The sequence below is a fragment of the Escherichia whittamii genome, assembly GCF_014836715.1.
Classification (GTDB): Bacteria; Pseudomonadota; Gammaproteobacteria; order Enterobacterales; family Enterobacteriaceae; genus Escherichia; species Escherichia whittamii.
Window position 1 is genome coordinate 104,784 of sequence record NZ_JACSQI010000011.1, and the last position, 19,062, is coordinate 123,845.

Here is a 19,062-nt window from a genome sequence, read left to right on the forward strand (position 1 = left end):
GCCGCGGCGGAATTAGTTGCCTGAAGCCAGCGAGGAAAGTTGTGCGAGCAGTTTCTCTGGTTCATCGCCCGCAAGCTGTGCATCAACGGGCAAATACCACCAGTTTTCTTCCGCAAAAGCCCGGCATTTCACCGCATCTTTTTCGGTCATGACCAGTGTTTGCCCGGCACTTAATAGTGCGCTGACATCCGCATGATTCAAAGATTGATGATCGGCCAGCGGCACACATTTTTCCGGTTGTATACCGCACATCTTTAGTGTGGCAAAAAAGCGCGGCGGGTGACCAATACCGGCCATCGCTACCACATGTTTAAGTTGTGTAACGTCGCAACGAGCGCCGGTAAGCAAATTCACTGCCTGACCCGGTATTAAATTCATCGGAATTTCACCGTGACGCGGTACGCCGCCATTAACGACTACCGCATCAACCGATTTTAAGCGCCCTGCGCGCTCGCGCATTGGCCCCGCAGGCAACCACCAGCCATTGCCAAATCGACGCACACCATCGATGACGACGATTTCCACATCACGCGCCAGGCGATAATGCTGTAAACCGTCATCAGTCACGATGATCTGCACATCGGGATGTTGCGCCAGAATGGTTTTTACCGCATCTGAGCGGACGGGAGAAACGGCAACAGGCGCGCCAGTGCGTTGATAAATCAACACAGGTTCATCACCCGCCTGTGCTGTAGTGGTATCTGCCGACAATAACAGCGGATAAGATTCAGCCTTACCGCCATATCCCCGCGACACGACCCCCACGCGAATACCGCGCTGTTGCAGCTGTTCCACCAGCCAGACAACGACCGGGGTTTTTCCGTTGCCGCCTGCGGTGAGATTACCAACCACGACAACCGGTACGGGGGCACGCCAGGCGCGCTTCAGTTTTAGTTTATAGCAAAGACGGATGGCACCACTCACCAGGCCATACAGCCAGGAGAGTGGCAGCAGTAGCCGCCACAAAGGCGACTCACCAGACCAGATTTTTTCGATCATTGGCCAAACTGCATTTTATGAAGTTGCGCGTAGACTCCACGGTGCTCAAGCAAATCGTTATGCGTACCGCGTTCCACAATGACACCATCCTCGACGACCACAATTTCGTCTGCCTTTTCAATGGTAGACAAGCGGTGGGCAATCACCAGCGAGGTACGGTTTTTCTGCAACTCGTCCAGCGCCGCCTGAATCGCACGTTCGGATTCGGTGTCCAGCGCCGAGGTGGCTTCATCCAGGATCAGAATTGGGCTATCACGCAGCAAGGCACGGGCAATGGCAATACGCTGGCGCTGACCGCCCGAAAGCAACACGCCGTTTTCACCAATCACCGTATCAAGACCGTTATCCATCTTATTGATAAAGTCCATGGCGTAGGCCATACGTGCCGCTTCTTCAATTTGCTCACGGCTGTACTGTTCGGTACGGGCGTAAGCAATGTTGTTGGCAACCGTGTCATTAAACAGATGAACATTCTGCGACACCAGAGCAACCTGGTTACGTAACGACGCCAGGGTATACTCGCGCAGATCGTGACCATCCATCAGGATCTCGCCTTCATCGATATCATAAAAACGGGTTATCAGGCTGGCGATGGTCGATTTACCCGAACCTGAACGCCCTACCAGAGCCACTGTTTTCCCTGCCGGGATCTTCAGGTTGATATTACGCAGCGCAGGGACTTCACGCCCCGGATAAGTAAAGGTGACATTGCGGAATTCGACGTCGCCGGTAGCACGCTCAATCTCGCGTTTACCTTCGTCTTTCTCCTGTTCACTATCCAGAATGGTAAACAGCGTCTGGCATGCTGCCATCCCGCGTTGGAACTGGGCGTTAACGTTGGTCAGCGATTTCAGAGGACGCATCAGTGCAATCATCGAAGAGAAGACGACAGTGATCGTACCAGCAGTCAGGCTATCCATCACGCTTGGGAAGCTTGCAGCGTAGAGAACAAATGCCAGAGCCAGAGAGGCGATCAGCTGAATGATCGGGTCAGAGATGGAAGAGGCAGAAACCATCTTCATCCCCTGCAAACGCATCTTGTTGCTGACCTTATCAAAACGCTTCGTTTCTACTTCCTGGCCGCCAAAAATCAATACTTCTTTGTGGCCTTTCAGCATCTGTTCAGCACTGGTGGTCACCTGCCCCATGGTGTTCTGCATGTTTTTACTGATGCTGCGAAAACGCTTCGATACGATACGAATCGCAATCGAGACGATCGGCGCCAGCACAATCAAAATGATCGACAGCTGCCAGCTGTAATAGAACATCATGGCGAACAGACCGATAATGGAAGCACCTTCACGCACCACCGTAATCAGCGCGCCGGAAGACGACGAAGCAACCTGTTCAGAATCGTAAGTAATACGTGAAAGCAGTGTCCCGGTTGACTGTTTGTCAAAAAATGACACTGGCATTCCCATCATGTGGCCGAACAGACGTCGACGCATGGTCATGACCACTTTTCCTGATACCCAGGAAATACAGTAGCTGGAGATATAACTGGTGATACCACGTAAAATCATCAGGCCGATAACCACCAGCGGCATCCACATCAAAACGGAGCGATCTGTTTTACCAAAGCCATCATCAAGAAGCGGCTTAAGGAGCGATAACATGAAGGTATCGCTGGCTGCGTTGAGAATTAACGCTATGCCCGCCACGATCAGACCCGCTTTAAAAGGCGCAATGGTTGGCCACAGTCGGCGGAATGTCTGCCACGTAGAGAGATCTTTGTCGTTATGCATTCAAAAAACCAGCATTTGTTGAAATAGCCGCATATTCTACCCGTTATCCACTGGCACGCCAAACCACTGATGATACCAACGAGGTAAAATTTGCTCCCTTAGGCTGCTCACCCGCCAACCTTGCGCTGAAAAATCGACCGTTATTTGCCCCTGATGTGGGGTATCAACCCATTGATATCCCTGTAGTTGATAGCGGTGTTTAACTTTACTGGAGGGTAGTCGCCAGGCGTTATAGCGCGACGCCGAAGCCAGTGCCATTTTTCCATTTACCCGCTGAATTAATGGCACTGATGACGAGGTATTACTGCCGTGATGGGGTACCTGAATCAAGGTTGCCTGCACCTGTTGCCAGTAATGACTTAGCATTTTTTGTTCAGCCGCAGCTTCAATATCGCCCGTCAAAAGAATGCTATGTGTTCCGTCATCAACCTTAATCACACAGGAATGGTTATTTCCCTTTTCGTTACTTCCTTGCAAAGGCCAGTGCGCGCTAAACTGCAATCCTTGCCACTGCCACACTTCGCCACGCACACAGGGCTGATGATGCTCCCAGTTTAAGGGACTCCTTACCCATAACGTCGGCCAGGCATGTAATATTGAGTCCAGCCCCCCACGGTGATCAAGATGTTCATGACTAAGAATAACGCCTTCTGGTTCAAGGTTATGCCAGCGAAGCCAGGGAATAATCAGTTGTTGCCCACTGTCCCCCTCCGGCCAGGCAAGCCCTGTATCATAGAGAACCGCTTTACCGTTTCGAGCAATCACCATTGCCAGCCCTTGCCCGACATCAAGCATATATACCTGCCACTCGTCAGGCTGCGGTTTTTGCCATAGCGGCCAACACATTATAATTCCTCCAGCCATACACACCGCAGGTAACTTTCGCCATGCGTTTAGTCGCCCTATCACCAGTAATAACCAGGGCGAAAATGATAGCCATTGCCAACGTTCAGCAATGTTTATCCACCCTTCAGGCAAACTCTTTAACACCCCAAAAAGTAAAGCCAGTGACCGATCGGCCAGAAACCATAAACCATGCTCCAGGATTAATGGCCCGCTTAAATGCACAACCATCGCGGCGAGGATCAACGGAACCGAAATAAATGTCACTAAGGGAATTGCGAACAGGTTTGCCATAAATGCAGTCAGACTAACGCCATGAAATATGACTATTTGCACTGGCATTAGCAGGAGTGTTATACCAAGTTGCAGATGGATGAGTGAAACAATAGCTCGTAATACCGGCGGCAGCCGCCACTCCGGACAGGGAAACCACTGATACCAAAATATCAGCGCTGCCACCGCGGCGGCAGAGAGCCACAAACTTTGCGAGAGAATAGCGACAGGATCCATCAGCAGAATTGCCGCCAGGCAGCATATCCACACATCCCAGCCACTCCATTGCCGACCGCTCAATTTGAGCATTCCCCAGGTCGCAAGCGCCACTACGGTACGCAATGCGGGCGGCTGCATACCGGTGAGCCAGGCATAAAAAGCAGCGCAGCAAACGCCACCTATTAATGGCATCTGCCAGTAGATCCAACGACCGGGGAGAAAAATTTGCCCGCCACGAATTAGCCCCGCAGCCAGTAATGCTGCAAAAGCGATGTGTAAACCCGATATCGCCATTAAATGTGCCGTACCGGTGTCGCGCATTATATTTTTAATTTCTTTAGATACCGATAACCGTTCACCCATTCCTAAGCCGAGCATCACCGTCTGCCATGAATACGGCTGCAGCGTCGTTTGCAGAGATGCAAGATATTGCGCACGCAAGCTACAACCAGCTTCAATGACGCTTGCTTGCAGAAAACGTCCGGTAAGTGGCTGATGCTGGGCAATGGCATAACGCTGGCTGTCAAAGCCACCATCATTAAGTTGGCCATGAACAGCACGTACTTTGAGTTTCATGGACCATCGTTGCCCAGCGCATACTGATTGTGGCAAATATTCGCCATATAGCGCGATGCCTGGCGCGGGAAATAACCGCCGCCCTTGTAGATGAGTAATTTGCCCGTAATGCGTGGTCATGCCGTCAGTGGAGGTAATCTCGACGACCGCATCCTGCGTCGCGCCAGTTAAGTTTTCTCCTGCCCACAGAATTTGCTTCGCCGCCAACACGCCCCAAAGAAAAAACAGCAGTGTCAGCGTGAAATAACGGGCGACTTTAACAGGAATAAATGCCAGTACGCAGGCGAATACAGTCAGACTCGCGAGAGTTAATGTCCCAGGCAACTGCGGCAAAATCAGCAGCGGGAAAATTCCGCAAATTATGCATAGACTAACCGTCGTTATTTTCATGCACTCCTCCCTGTTTTTGGAAAGTGTGCAACTTTGTTGAGTGGTTGTCTGGCGGGAGTTTTACGTTGCCCGAGGCACGTTCAGAAGAATTTAACAGGATGATGAAAACTGTGCACAACTCTGCGAGACAGCTTCCAGATCCATATTGCAGATATGAAAAAAGCACCCGACAGGTGCTTTTTCCGCGTTCAAGTTTTACTAAAACTCAACCGTAAATATTGGCACGATCGCGCAATTCTTTACCTGGTTTAAAGTGAGGAACGTATTTTCCTTCCAGCTCTACTTTATCGCCAGTCTTCGGATTACGTCCGGTACGCGGTGCGCGGTAGTGTAAAGAGAAACTGCCGAAACCGCGGATTTCAATACGCTCGCCCTGCGCAAGAGTCGAGGCCATATGCTCCAGCATCTCTTTTACTGCATCTTCAACCGTCTTGGCGGGAATGTGCGATTGCTGGGTGGCAAGTCTTTCTATCAATTCTGACTTGGTCATGATTCCTCCGGTTCCTTAAAGGCAAATTTAACGGCTGCTGTTGCTGCATTGATTAAGGGCGGCCGTAGCCGCCCTTAGTGCTTGATTACAGGACGAAACCTGCAATCTGTCAAGTAAACTCAGCAAACTTCGGAATAAAAATCCCGAAGAGTCAGAGAATTACTCGCCTTTAGCTGCTTTGAAAGCTTCAGCCATTGCGTTGTTGGAGAAGTTTGCATCTTCCTGTTTGTTAACAGTTGCGATTGCATCTTTCTCGTCAGCTTCGTCTTTCGCACGAACAGACAGGCTGATTGCGCGGTTTTTACGATCAACGCCGGTGAATTTAGCTTCAACTTCGTCGCCAACGCTCAGAACCAGGGTAGCGTCTTCAACGCGGTCACGGGATGCTTCAGAAGCACGCAGGTAACCTTCAACGCCGTCAGCCAGTTCTACGGTTGCGCCTTTAGCGTCAACTGCAGTTACTTTACCGGTTACGATAGCGCCTTTCTTGTTCAGAGCAACCCAGTTGTTGAACGGATCTTCTGCGAGCTGTTTAACGCCCAGGGAGATACGTTCACGTTCTGCGTCAACCTGCAGAACAACTGCAGCGATTTCGTCGCCTTTTTTGTATTCACGAACTGCTTCTTCGCCTGCAACGTTCCAGGAGATGTCAGACAGGTGAACCAGGCCGTCGATGCCGCCGTCCAGGCCGATGAAGATACCGAAGTCAGTGATAGACTTGATTTTACCTTCAACACGGTCGCCCTTGTTGTGGGTTTCCGCGAACTGCTGCCACGGGTTAGCTTTGCACTGTTTCAGACCCAGGGAGATACGACGACGTTCTTCGTCAATATCCAGAACCATAACTTCCACTACATCGCCAACGTTAACAACTTTGGACGGATGGATGTTTTTGTTGGTCCAATCCATTTCGGAAACGTGTACCAGGCCTTCAACGCCTTCTTCGATTTCAACGAAGCAGCCGTAGTCGGTCAGGTTGGTCACGCGACCAGTCAGTTTGGTTCCTTCCGGATAACGTTTAGCGATAGCTACCCACGGATCTTCGCCCAGCTGTTTCAGGCCCAGGGATACACGGGTACGTTCGCGGTCAAACTTCAGCACTTTAACAGTGATTTCGTCGCCCACGTTGACGATTTCGCTCGGATGCTTAACGCGTTTCCAGGCCATGTCAGTGATGTGCAGCAGGCCGTCAACGCCGCCCAGATCAACGAATGCACCGTAGTCAGTGAGGTTCTTAACGATACCTTTAACTTCCATGCCTTCCTGCAGGTTTTCCAGCAGCTGATCGCGCTCTGCGCTGTTTTCGGATTCGATAACGGCACGACGAGAAACAACAACGTTGTTGCGCTTCTGATCCAGCTTGATTACTTTGAATTCAAGCTCTTTGCCTTCCAGGTGCAGAGTGTCACGCACCGGACGAACGTCTACCAGAGAACCTGGCAGGAACGCGCGAATACCGTTCAGCTCAACAGTGAAGCCGCCCTTAACTTTGCCGTTGATAACACCGGTAACAGTTTCAGCATCTTCGTAAGCTTTTTCCAGCGTGATCCAGGCTTCGTGACGTTTAGCTTTCTCACGGGACAGCAGAGTTTCACCGAAGCCGTCTTCTACTGCGTCCAGAGCAACGTCAACTTCGTCACCTACCTGGATTTCCAGCTCGCCCTGGGCGTTTTTGAACTGCTCAGCCGGGATGGCAGACTCAGATTTCAGACCAGCGTCAACCAGTACTACGTCTTTGTCGATAGCAACAACAACGCCACGAACGATAGAACCCGGGCGGGTTTCGATTTCTTTTAAGGACTCTTCAAAGAGTTGAGCAAAAGATTCAGTCATGTTTAATCTTCAGGTTTATATTTAACGTCCACCTGGCTCCGTGCCGGATGGGGTTGTTTAACATACCCGCTGTCATTCCATTGCAACGGGGGTACTGCAAATTCGGTCGCTTATGCGAGAGCCAATTTTTGGCGCGCGTAGTGTAACGCTTTTTCAATCACTTGCTCAATGCTTAAGGTGGTGGAATCCAACACTAAAGCATCGGCTGCCGGAACCAAGGGCGCTACCGCGCGATTACGATCGCGGTCGTCGCGTTCTTTGATCTCGGCCAAAAGGCGTTCAAAGTTAACACTAAAGCCCTTCTCCTGCAACTGTAGCATGCGGCGATGCGCACGTTCTTCCGAGGAGGCGTCAAGGAAAATTTTTACTGGCGCATCAGGGAATACCACTGTCCCCATATCGCGACCATCGGCGATCAAACCCGGTAACTCCCGGAATGCGCGTTGGCGACGCAGAAGCGCTTCACGAACGCGTGGGAACGCCGCCACTTGTGACGCAGCATTCGCCACTTCCTGGGTCCGAATTTCGCCGCTGACATCTTCCCCTTCGAGGATGACTTCCAGATTGCCATTGGTCGAAACAAAACGTACATCCAGATGAGATGCCAGCGGCACCAGCGCATCTTCCGAGGCCACATCAACATGGTGATGTAATGCAGCCAGTGCCAGTACGCGATAAATTGCACCCGAGTCCAGCAGATGCCATTGCAACGCTTCCGCCATAGCCTTACACAAGGTGCCCTTCCCTGCACCGCTTGGGCCATCAATGGTAATAACCGGGGCAATTGCCGTCATCTTTATCTCCTTAAAACAGGCGTACTGTTAACATAACCGCGCGCATTATACGCTTCAGGGCCACAAATCGTTAACGTTGTGTGCAAAAACTCGTTTTGTCTGTATTCAGATGGGGATTTATTGCGCAATTATAGCGGGCTGGCGAGGGACCAGCCCGAAAGATGACAATGATTTACTTACCGGAGGCGATACGCTCACGAATGTGTTGAGCGCGCTCTGTTGATGGTGGGTGGGAATCAAACATTGACTGGGTACGACCGCCATCCAGGCTGGCCAGTTTTTCAAAGCTACCTACCAGTCCCTGAGTGCTGATGCCACGTTTCTTCAGCAGATCAAAGGAGAAATCATCAGCTTCGGACTCTTTATCGCGGGAGTACTTAGCATTGATAGCGCCTTCTGCGATATCACCCAGTTGCGAACGAGAAAGCTGGGAAGCAACACCGCTGGTGGCGGAGATTGCATCGCGTGCGGCAACGATCGCATAAGAGGCTTTCATTTCAGCCAGCGAGTGACCCAGCGCGACGTGACCCAGTTCATGGCCCAGAACGCCTTCAATTTCGTTGTCGTTCATCATGTCCATCAGGCCGCTGTAGACACGAACACAGCCGTTGGCCATCGCCCATGCGTTGACGTCGCTGGTCATATAAACCTTATAGTTGACCGGCGTACCGTTAATATTGTTACCCAATGCTTTGGCGATTTTCGCCAGACGTTTACCATACTTACTGGATTTGCTTGCTACTTGATTGCCGCTGTCCATTTCGGCACAGCCCTGATTTGCAATGGCTTTTGCATCAGCATCGCTTAACGTTACGGCTTTATAGGCATTTAAACCGGAGCTGATAGCCATATTGGTATCAATACCGTGCGTATTTTGACACCCTGTCAGTAATGCTGCAGAAGTCGCAATCGCCAGCAGTAATTTAGTATTCTTCATGTGAATCATCCGTTGATTAATCATATATAAATATTATATATCAACAAGTTACATTGACAGCTAACGCTACCATCTATAAAAGTGACTCACAAGGTCCGAAAAAAAACGCCGACATTGTGTCGACGTTTTGATAAAGAAAGGTTTGTCTATTTTCGCCCGATGTTCATTCAGGCTGGTTGGCTAATCTGCGCCAGTTGCTCGAAGTAATCCGGGAAGGTTTTAGCCGTACATTTTGGATCAAGTATCGTTACCGGTGTATCTGACAACGCCACCAGTGAGAAACACATCGCCATCCGGTGATCGTTATAAGTCGCAATCTCGGCGAATTTCAATTTTTCCGGCGGTGTGATACGAATAAAATCATGTCCTTCTTCTACCTCCGCACCGACTTTACGCAACTCTGTCGCCATCGCGAACAGACGATCCGTTTCTTTTACGCGCCAGTTATAAATATTGCGCAGCGTGGTGGTTCCTTTCGCAAAAAGCGCGGTCGTAGCAATGGTCATCGCTGCATCGGGAATATGGTTCATATCCATATCGATGGCGTTCAGTTCGCCACGCGTGCAGGCAATATAATCATCGCCCCAGCTAATAGTCGCCCCCATTTTTTCCAGTACATCAGCGAAGCGAATATCGCCCTGCATACTGTTACGGCCAATGCCAGTCACTTTTACCGTGCCGCCTTTGATCGCACCTGCTGCCAAAAAGTAAGAAGCGGAGGAAGCGTCTCCTTCCACTAAATAGCTGCCCGGTGATTGATAAGATTGGCCGCCTTTCACCACAAATTGTTGATAGCCCTGATTTTCAATCTCAACACCAAACGTTTTCATCAGGTTGAGTGTGATATCGATATAAGGTTTAGAAACCAGGTCGCCTTTAATACGAATAACTGTATCTTCCGGCGCCAGCGGCGCAGTCATCAATAGCGCGGTGAGGAACTGACTGGAAACGGAGCCATCAACTTCAACATTGCCGCCAGTAAAACCGCCCTGTAAACGCAGCGGCGGATAATTCTCTTGTTCCAGGTAAGTGATTTTTGCCCCCCCCTGGCAAAGTGCATCTACCAGATGACCAATTGGCCGCTCTTTCATACGCGGCTCACCAGTCAGGACAATATCATTGCTTCCCAGGCAAAGTGCCGCCGCCAGCGGACGCATTGCCGTTCCGGCGTTACCAAGAAACAACTCCAGCGCGCTTTCTGCGTGTAATGGGCCGCCGTTACCAATGATTTCGCAACGTGTACGATCGGCTGAAAGCGTATAGCTCACCCCTAACGCCTGTAGTGCATTCAGCATGTGGCGCACGTCATCGCTATCCAGCAGATTGGTTAATACTGTTTTGCCGTGCGCTAATGCCGCCAGCAATAAAGCGCGGTTAGAAACGCTCTTGGAACCGGGCAGATTAATAGTGCCATCGACACGGGCGATGGGTTGTAACGTCAGGGATTCCATGAACTCAACTCTCTACAACAGAAATAAAAACCCCACAGTCTGGCTGTGGGGATTGCGCAAAACGTCGGCATTAGCCGTGACGACGTTCGAACTCAACCATGAAGTCTGTCAGTGCTTTAACGCCTTCCAGCGGCATGGCGTTATAAATAGAAGCGCGCATTCCGCCGACCACACGGTGACCTTTCAGCGCATGTAAGCCCGCAGCAAAAGACTCTTCAAGAAACAATTTATCAAGCGCGCTGTCGGCCAACTGGAACGGCACGTTCATCCGCGAACGGTTAGCTTTCGCTACATCATTCCGGTAGAAATCACTGTTATCAATCACCCCATACAGCAGTTCTGCTTTTTGCTGATTGATGTTGTCCATTGCAGTCACACCGCCGTTCGCTTTCAGCCATTTGAAGACCAGACCAGACAGATACCAGGCAAACGTTGGCGGTGTGTTAAACATGGAGTCGTTATCGTTGAGGATGGAGTAATCCAGAATCGATGGGCAGGCGATATTCGCTTTACCCAGCAAGTCTTCGCGAACAATAACAATCGTCAGGCCAGCCGGGCCGATATTTTTCTGCGCGCCAGCGTAAATCACACCATAACGGCTGACATCAATTGGACGGGAAAGAATCGTTGAAGAGAAGTCGGCAGCGACCACCACTTCTTTACCGAAGTCTGGTGTTTCATCGATAGCGATACCATCGATGGTTTCATTCGGGCAGTAATGCATATAAGCAGCATTATCAGAGAGTTGCCATTCACTCATTGGCTTAACAGCGCGAAGACCATCAACGGTCACTTTCGCATCAAACACATTTGGTGTGCAGTATTTTTTCGCTTCTTTGATAGCGCTTGCTGCCCAGTAACCCGCATCAACATAATCTGCGGTGGTTTTATCACCGAGAATATTTAGCGGTACAGCCGCAAATTGGCCGCGACCGCCGCCGTGGCAGAACAATACTTTGTAGTTGGAGGGGACGTTAAGAAGATCGCGCAAATCCTTCTCGGCTTCCTCTGCAACCTGAATGAACTCTTTGCCACGGTGGCTCACTTCCATCACCGACGTACCAAGACCGTTCCAGTCGCGAAGTTCCTGTTGAGCCTGTTTAAGCACCTCTGCCGGTAGCATTGCCGGACCAGAACTAAAATTGAAGATTTGAGCCATTTCCCCTCACCACGTTGCGTTGCTATTAACCCGCGGTCAATCGATTGCGACCACAGGTAATACATTATTCCTGTGGCTATCGGTTTTATCATTCAGTGACTCGCATCGCAATGAGTAAAACCGTTGAGGGCAAAAATGTGGCTTACATCACACAAAAGAATCTCCCGGATTATTAGCAAAAAACCGATATTTTCGCTGTCAGGTCACCCGTTTTGCCCGACTTGCCTTCGTCCATTCTGGATTTGCACAGCGCGGACATAATTGTTTTTCCCCTGCGTTCATATGAATGATTTCACTGCAACGAATGCAGGCATAGTCCGCCGGCTCCGGCACCACTTTATAACGCTGAGTACAATCACTGGGTAAAATCAGTAAGCCCGGCTTCACCTTGTCATTTTCAAAGAAATAGACGCTGATTTGGCCATTGGTTTCGAGAATAGCCAAACGTACCTGCCCCAGTTGTTCCACGCCACGCAACCGTAGTTCCATAAAGAACTCAAATTCCGTCATGTTGGAGTTATTGAGTTTCGACCAGGCCAACTCGCCATCTTCAATAATGACAACAGGTTTACCTTCCAGCAAATCTTCAAGTTTTTCACTGTGCGCCATCAACCACATCACCAGGCGGTATAACAACGCCAGGGTAATAAAGACGATAAGCACCGGGACCATCGGCACATCGTCATAAAACGCCACATCCCCTGCCGCCGACCCCAGCGTCAGAATAATTAATACCTCAAATAGTGACATTTGCCGCACACCGCGTCTCCCTGTCATTTTGAGGAACAAAAAGACCAACACAAAGGTATAGAGACTGCGTAGGGCAACTTCGCCAAGGAAATCAAAAGGCACTTTATCGAATGCCATACGGTGGAGATCGAACGCCTTCATTTTTATACTCTTATCGTAGTTTATCCGCTAAAAGCATAGCTAACAGTTCATCGGCGTGGCGGCGGTGATAGCGCCTTTGAGATAAAACCCGTATTATTGCGCGCTTTCCGTACGACTAAAGTGATTTTCATGACGCAAACATTTATCCCCGGCAAAGATGCCGCTCTGGAAGACTCCATCGCTCGCTTCCAGCAAAAACTCTCCGACCTCGGTTTTCAGATTGAAGAGGCCTCATGGCTGAACCCAGTACCTAACGTCTGGTCGGTACATATTCGCGACAAAGAGTGCGCCCTGTGTTTTACCAACGGTAAAGGCGCAACAAAAAAAGCAGCGCTGGCTTCTGCACTCGGTGAATATTTCGAGCGTCTCTCTACCAACTACTTTTTTGCTGACTTCTGGCTGGGCGAAACCATCGCCAACGGTCCGTTCGTGCATTATCCCAACGAAAAATGGTTCCCGCTGACCGAAAATGACGACGTGCCTGAAGGCCTGCTCGATGACCGTCTGCGCGCGTTTTACGATCCGGAAAATGAACTGACCGGCAGCATGCTAATTGATCTGCAATCCGGTAATGAAGATCGCGGAATTTGCGGCCTGCCTTTTACTCGCCAGTCCGACAATCAGACCGTTTATATTCCGATGAATATCATTGGTAACCTGTACGTCTCCAACGGTATGTCCGCAGGTAATACCCGCAACGAAGCGCGTGTTCAGGGATTGTCTGAAGTTTTCGAACGCTACGTGAAAAACCGCATTATTGCTGAAAGCATCAGCCTGCCAGAGATCCCGGCAGACGTGCTGGCGCGTTATCCGGCAGTTGTTGAAGCGATCGAAACACTGGAAGCGGAAGGTTTCCCGATCTTCGCTTATGACGGTTCGCTTGGCGGTCAGTATCCGGTTATCTGCGTGGTACTGTTCAATCCAGCTAACGGCACCTGTTTTGCCTCTTTCGGCGCGCATCCCGATTTTGGCGTTGCGCTGGAACGTACCGTAACCGAACTACTTCAGGGGCGTGGTCTGAAGGACCTGGATGTATTTACTCCGCCAACCTTTGATGATGAAGAAGTCGCTGAACATACTAACCTCGAAACGCACTTTATTGATTCCAGCGGTTTGATCTCCTGGGACCTGTTCAAGCAGGATGCCGATTATCCGTTTGTGGACTGGAGCTTCTCCGGCACCACTGAAGAAGAGTTTGCCACGCTGATGGCTATCTTCAAAAAGGAAGATAAAGAAGTTTATATTGCCGATTACGAGCATCTGGGTGTCTACGCTTGCCGCATTATCGTGCCAGGCATGTCCGACATTTATCCAGCTGAAGATTTATGGCTGGCAAATAACAGTATGGGCAGCCATTTACGTGAAACGATCCTTTCGCTGCCAGGCAGTGAGTGGGAAAAAGAAGATTATCTGAACCTCATCGAGCAACTGGATGAAGAAGGTTTTGACGACTTTACCCGCGTGCGTGAACTGTTGGGTCTGGCGACCGGACCGGATAACGGCTGGTACACTCTGCGTATCGGTGAACTGAAAGCCATGCTGGCGCTTGCTGGCGGCGATATGGAACAGGCTCTGGTCTGGACCGAATGGACGATGGAATTTAACTCATCGGTGTTCAGCCCTGAACGCGCCAACTATTATCGCTGCCTGCAAACTTTATTGCTGCTTGCTCAGGAAGAAGATCGTCAACCGCTGCAATATCTGAATGCATTTATTCGTATGTACGGTGCAGATGCGGTTGAGGCTGCCAGTGCGGCAATGAGCGGCGAAGCGGCGTTTTATGGCTTGCAACCCGTGGACAGCGATCTACACGCGTTTGCCGCGCATCAGTCGCTGTTGAAGGCCTACGAAAAGCTGCAGCGCGCCAAAGCGGCATTCTGGGCAAAATAAAATCAAATAGCCTACGCAATGTAGGCTTAATGATTCGTCTGAGTTATATTACGGGGCGTTTTTTTAATGCCCCGCTTTACATATATTTGCATTAATAAAATATTTGTAATTATAAAGTTAAATATCGGTAATTTGTATTTAATAAATACGATCGATATTGTTACTTTATTTGTCTGGTGCTCCCTTTTAATTAACTGTTTTAGCGGAGGATGCGGAAAAAATTCAACTCATTTGTTAATTTTTAAAATTTATTTTTATTTGGATAATCAAATATTTACTCCGTATTTGCATAAAAACCATGCGAGTTGCGGGCCTATAAGCCAGGCGAGATATGATCTATATCAATTTCTCATCTATAATGCTTTGTTAGTATCTCGTCGCCGACTTAATAAAGAGAGAGTTAGTGTGAAAGCTGACAACCCTTTTGATCTTTTACTTCCTGCAGCGATGGCCAAAGTGGCCGAAGAGGCAGGTGTCTATAAAGCAACGAAACATCCGCTTAAGACTTTCTATCTGGCGATTACTGCCGGTGTTTTCATCTCAATCGCATTCGTCTTCTATATCACAGCAACCACCGGCACAGGCACAATGCCCTTTGGCATGGCGAAACTGGTTGGCGGCATTTGCTTCTCTCTGGGGCTGATTCTTTGTGTTGTCTGCGGTGCCGATCTCTTCACTTCCACTGTACTGATCGTTGTTGCCAAGGCGAGCGGGCGTATCACCTGGGGTCAGTTGGCGAAAAACTGGCTAAATGTCTATTTTGGCAACCTGGTCGGCGCACTGTTATTTGTGCTGTTGATGTGGCTTTCTGGCGAGTATATGACCGCGAATGGTCAATGGGGGCTGAACGTCCTACAAACCGCCGACCACAAAGTACACCATACTTTTATTGAGGCCGTCTGCCTCGGTATCCTGGCAAACCTGATGGTATGCCTGGCAGTATGGATGAGTTATTCTGGCCGCAGCCTGATGGACAAAGCGTTTATCATGGTGCTGCCGGTCGCGATGTTTGTTGCCAGCGGTTTTGAGCACAGTATCGCAAACATGTTTATGATCCCTATGGGTATTGTAATCCGCGACTTCGCATCTCCGGAATTCTGGACCGCAGTCGGTTCAGCACCGGAAAATTTTTCTCACCTGACCGTGATGAACTTCATCACTGATAACCTGATTCCGGTTACGATCGGCAACATTATCGGCGGAGGTTTGTTGGTTGGGTTGACATACTGGGTCATTTACCTGCGTGAAAACGACCACCATTAATGGTTGTCGAAGTACGCAGTAAATAAAAAATCCACTTAAGAAGGTAGGTGTTACATGTCCGAGCTTAATGAAAAGTTAGCCACAGCCTGGGAAGGTTTTACCAAAGGTGACTGGCAGAATGAAGTAAACGTCCGTGACTTCATTCAGAAAAACTACACTCCGTACGAGGGTGACGAGTCCTTCCTGGCTGGCGCTACTGAAGCGACCACTACCCTGTGGGACAAAGTAATGGAAGGCGTTAAACTGGAAAACCGCACTCACGCGCCAGTTGACTTTGACACCGCTGTTGCTTCCACCATCACCTCTCACGACGCTGGCTACATCAACAAGCAGCTTGAGAAAATCGTTGGTCTGCAGACTGAAGCTCCGCTGAAACGTGCTCTTATCCCGTTCGGTGGTATCAAAATGATCGAAGGTTCCTGCAAAGCGTACAACCGCGAACTGGATCCGATGATCAAAAAAATCTTCACTGAATACCGTAAAACTCACAACCAGGGCGTGTTCGACGTTTACACTCCGGACATCCTGCGTTGCCGTAAATCTGGTGTTCTGACCGGTCTGCCAGATGCGTATGGCCGTGGTCGTATCATCGGTGACTACCGTCGCGTTGCGCTGTACGGTATCGACTACCTGATGAAAGACAAGCTGGCACAGTTCACCTCTCTGCAGGCTGACCTGGAAAACGGCGTAAACCTGGAACAGACTATTCGTCTGCGCGAAGAAATCGCTGAACAGCACCGCGCTCTGGGTCAGATGAAAGAAATGGCTGCTAAATACGGCTACGACATCTCTGGTCCGGCTACCAACGCTCAGGAAGCTATCCAGTGGACTTACTTCGGCTACCTGGCTGCTGTTAAGTCTCAGAACGGTGCTGCAATGTCCTTCGGTCGTACCTCCACCTTCCTGGACGTATACATCGAACGTGACCTGAAAGCTGGCAAGATCACCGAACAAGAAGCGCAGGAAATGGTTGACCACCTGGTCATGAAACTGCGTATGGTTCGCTTCCTGCGTACTCCGGAGTACGATGAACTGTTCTCTGGCGACCCGATCTGGGCAACCGAATCTATCGGTGGTATGGGCCTCGACGGTCGTACGCTGGTTACCAAAAACAGCTTCCGTTTCCTGAACACCCTGTACACCATGGGTCCGTCTCCGGAACCGAACATGACCATTCTGTGGTCTGAAAAACTGCCGCTGAACTTCAAGAAATTCGCCGCTAAAGTGTCCATCGACACCTCTTCTCTGCAGTATGAGAACGATGACCTGATGCGTCCGGACTTCAACAACGATGACTACGCTATCGCTTGCTGCGTAAGCCCGATGATCGTTGGTAAACAAATGCAGTTCTTCGGTGCGCGTGCAAACCTGGCGAAAACCATGCTGTACGCAATCAACGGCGGTGTTGATGAAAAACTGAAAATGCAGGTTGGTCCGAAGTCTGAACCGATCAAAGGCGACCTCCTGAACTACGATGAAGTGATGGAGCGCATGGATCACTTCATGGACTGGCTGGCTAAACAGTACATCACTGCACTGAACATCATCCACTACATGCACGACAAGTACAGCTACGAAGCCTCTCTGATGGCGCTGCACGACCGTGACGTTATCCGCACCATGGCGTGTGGTATCGCTGGTCTGTCCGTTGCTGCTGACTCCCTGTCTGCAATCAAATATGCGAAAGTTAAACCGATTCGTGACGAAGACGGTCTGGCTATCGACTTCGAAATCGAAGGCGAATACCCGCAGTTTGGTAACAACGATCCGCGTGTAGATGACCTGGCTGTTGACCTGGTAGAACGTTTCATGAAGAAAATTCAGAAACTGCACACCTACCGTGACGCTATCCCGACTCAGTCTGTTCTGACCATCACTTCTAACGTTGTGTATGGTAAGAAAACCGGTAACACCCCAGACGGTCGTCGTGCTGGCGCGCCGTTCGGACCGGGTGCTAACCCGATGCACGGCCGTGACCAGAAAGGTGCTGTAGCTTCTCTGACTTCTGTTGCTAAACTGCCGTTCGCCTACGCTAAAGATGGTATCTCTTACACCTTCTCTATCGTTCCGAACGCACTGGGTAAAGACGACGAAGTTCGTAAGACCAACCTGGCTGGTCTGATGGATGGTTACTTCCACCACGAAGCGTCCATCGAAGGTGGTCAGCACCTGAACGTGAACGTGATGAACCGTGAAATGCTGCTCGACGCGATGGAAAACCCGGAAAAATATCCGCAGCTGACCATCCGTGTATCTGGCTACGCAGTACGTTTCAACTCGCTGACTAAAGAACAGCAGCAGGACGTTATTACTCGTACCTTCACTCAATCTATGTAATTAGATTTGACTGAAATCGTACAGTAAAAAGCGTACAATAAAGGCTCCACGAAAGTGGGGCCTTTTTTAGCAAGAGAGCCTTTTTTGTCAGCTATCTATACTTTAAGGTAACTGCCAAAACAGACTCGACGTAGCCTTCGAGCTGCGCACCAACACGGCCTCAGATGGGCCACATCTGGAGAAACACCGCAATGTCAGTTATTGGTCGCATTCACTCCTTTGAATCCTGTGGAACCGTAGACGGCCCGGGTATTCGCTTTATCACCTTTTTCCAGGGCTGCCTGATGCGCTGCCTGTATTGCCATAACCGCGACACCTGGGACACGCATGGCGGTAAAGAAGTTACCGTTGAAGATTTAATGAAAGAGGTGGTGACCTATCGCCACTTTATGAACGCTTCCGGCGGCGGCGTTACCGCATCGGGCGGCGAGGCTATCCTGCAAGCCGAGTTCGTTCGTGACTGGTTCCGCGCCTGCAAAAAAGAAGGCATTCATACTTGTCTCGATACCAACGGTTTTGTTCGTCGTTACGATCCTGTGATTGATGAACTGCTAGAAGTGACCGATCTGGTAATGCTCGATCTCAAACAGATGAACGACGAGATCCACCAGAATCTGGTCGGCGTTTCCAACCATCGTACGCTGGAGTTCGCTAAATATCTGGCGAACAAAAATGTTAAGGTCTGGATCCGTTATGTCGTTGTGCCTGGCTGGTCTGACGATGATGATTCTGCTCATCGTCTGGGTGAATTTACCCGCGATATGGGCAATGTCGAGAAGATCGAGCTTCTCCCCTACCACGAGCTGGGCAAACACAAATGGGTAGCGATGGGTGAAGAGTACAAACTCGATGGTGTAAAACCGCCGAAGAAAGAGACGATGGAGCGCGTGAAAGGAATTCTTGAGCAGTATGGTCATAAGGTAATGTTCTAATTTCCCCCGTAAAGCGGCAACTTTATTGAGTTGCCGCTTT

Annotated in this window: 14 protein-coding genes; 4 read left to right on the forward strand and 10 right to left on the reverse strand. The window is 50.0% G+C overall.

Going from position 1 to position 19,062, the window contains the following annotated elements; all coding sequences use genetic code 11:
* Nucleotides 1–12: 12 nt before the first annotated feature.
* The 10 genes from lpxK to H9644_RS16630 all read right to left on the reverse strand — a co-directional run bounded on the left by lpxK (nt 13) and on the right by H9644_RS16630 (nt 12,600).
* On the reverse strand, nt 13–999 hold the full coding sequence (gene lpxK, locus H9644_RS16585; RefSeq protein WP_191775436.1) for a tetraacyldisaccharide 4'-kinase: 987 nt from the start codon (nt 997–999) through the stop codon (nt 13–15).
* The gene (msbA, locus tag H9644_RS16590) at nt 996–2,744 is read right to left on the reverse strand and encodes a lipid A ABC transporter ATP-binding protein/permease MsbA (protein WP_064528332.1); all 1,749 of its coding nucleotides are present in this window, start codon (nt 2,742–2,744) and stop codon (nt 996–998) included. Before msbA ends, lpxK begins: the two co-directional genes overlap by 4 nt.
* Nucleotides 2,745–2,780: 36 nt before the next feature.
* Nucleotides 2,781–5,045: a ComEC family protein gene (locus H9644_RS16595; RefSeq protein ID WP_191775438.1), complete on the reverse strand. Its 2,265-nt coding sequence runs from the start codon at nt 5,043–5,045 to the stop codon at nt 2,781–2,783.
* A gap of 205 nt (nt 5,046–5,250) precedes the next feature.
* Complete coding sequence (ihfB, locus tag H9644_RS16600) at nt 5,251–5,535, reverse strand: integration host factor subunit beta (RefSeq protein ID WP_000167336.1); 285 nt, start codon at nt 5,533–5,535, stop codon at nt 5,251–5,253.
* Nucleotides 5,536–5,694: 159 nt separating this feature from the next.
* Nucleotides 5,695–7,368 carry a 30S ribosomal protein S1 gene (gene rpsA / locus H9644_RS16605; protein ID WP_000140327.1) on the reverse strand — a complete coding sequence of 558 codons (1,674 nt, stop codon included), beginning with the start codon at nt 7,366–7,368 and terminating at the stop codon, nt 5,695–5,697.
* Nucleotides 7,369–7,478: 110 nt separating this feature from the next.
* Nucleotides 7,479–8,162, reverse strand: coding sequence for a (d)CMP kinase (gene cmk / locus H9644_RS16610; protein WP_000125014.1), 684 nt, complete (start codon nt 8,160–8,162; stop codon nt 7,479–7,481).
* Nucleotides 8,163–8,334: 172 nt separating this feature from the next.
* Entirely contained in the window at nt 8,335–9,099 is a 765-nt protein-coding gene (gene ycaL, locus H9644_RS16615) for a metallopeptidase YcaL (RefSeq protein ID WP_191775440.1), read from the reverse strand.
* A gap of 167 nt (nt 9,100–9,266) precedes the next feature.
* Nucleotides 9,267–10,550, reverse strand: coding sequence for a 3-phosphoshikimate 1-carboxyvinyltransferase (gene aroA, locus H9644_RS16620; protein WP_191775443.1), 1,284 nt, complete (start codon nt 10,548–10,550; stop codon nt 9,267–9,269).
* 70 nt (nt 10,551–10,620) lie between these two features.
* Nucleotides 10,621–11,709 (reverse strand): 3-phosphoserine/phosphohydroxythreonine transaminase, encoded by a 1,089-nt coding sequence (gene serC, locus H9644_RS16625; protein ID WP_191775444.1) that lies wholly within the window; start codon nt 11,707–11,709, stop codon nt 10,621–10,623.
* 198 nt (nt 11,710–11,907) lie between these two features.
* Nucleotides 11,908–12,600 (reverse strand): DUF421 domain-containing protein, encoded by a 693-nt coding sequence (locus H9644_RS16630; RefSeq protein WP_191775446.1) that lies wholly within the window; start codon nt 12,598–12,600, stop codon nt 11,908–11,910.
* Nucleotides 12,601–12,729: 129 nt separating this feature from the next.
* On the opposite strand from H9644_RS16630, the gene ycaO reads away from it, so the two are divergent.
* From ycaO to pflA, 4 genes are all read left to right on the forward strand, one after another.
* Entirely contained in the window at nt 12,730–14,490 is a 1,761-nt protein-coding gene (ycaO, locus tag H9644_RS16635) for a 30S ribosomal protein S12 methylthiotransferase accessory factor YcaO (RefSeq protein WP_191775448.1), read from the forward strand.
* Between the two features lie 405 nt (nt 14,491–14,895).
* The gene (gene focA / locus H9644_RS16640) at nt 14,896–15,753 is read left to right on the forward strand and encodes a formate transporter FocA (protein ID WP_000642546.1); all 858 of its coding nucleotides are present in this window, start codon (nt 14,896–14,898) and stop codon (nt 15,751–15,753) included.
* Between the two features lie 54 nt (nt 15,754–15,807).
* Nucleotides 15,808–18,090 (forward strand): formate C-acetyltransferase, encoded by a 2,283-nt coding sequence (gene pflB, locus H9644_RS16645; protein ID WP_001292820.1) that lies wholly within the window; start codon nt 15,808–15,810, stop codon nt 18,088–18,090.
* Between the two features lie 191 nt (nt 18,091–18,281).
* Entirely contained in the window at nt 18,282–19,022 is a 741-nt protein-coding gene (gene pflA / locus H9644_RS16650) for a pyruvate formate lyase 1-activating protein (protein ID WP_000111043.1), read from the forward strand.
* Nucleotides 19,023–19,062: the final 40 nt, after the last annotated feature.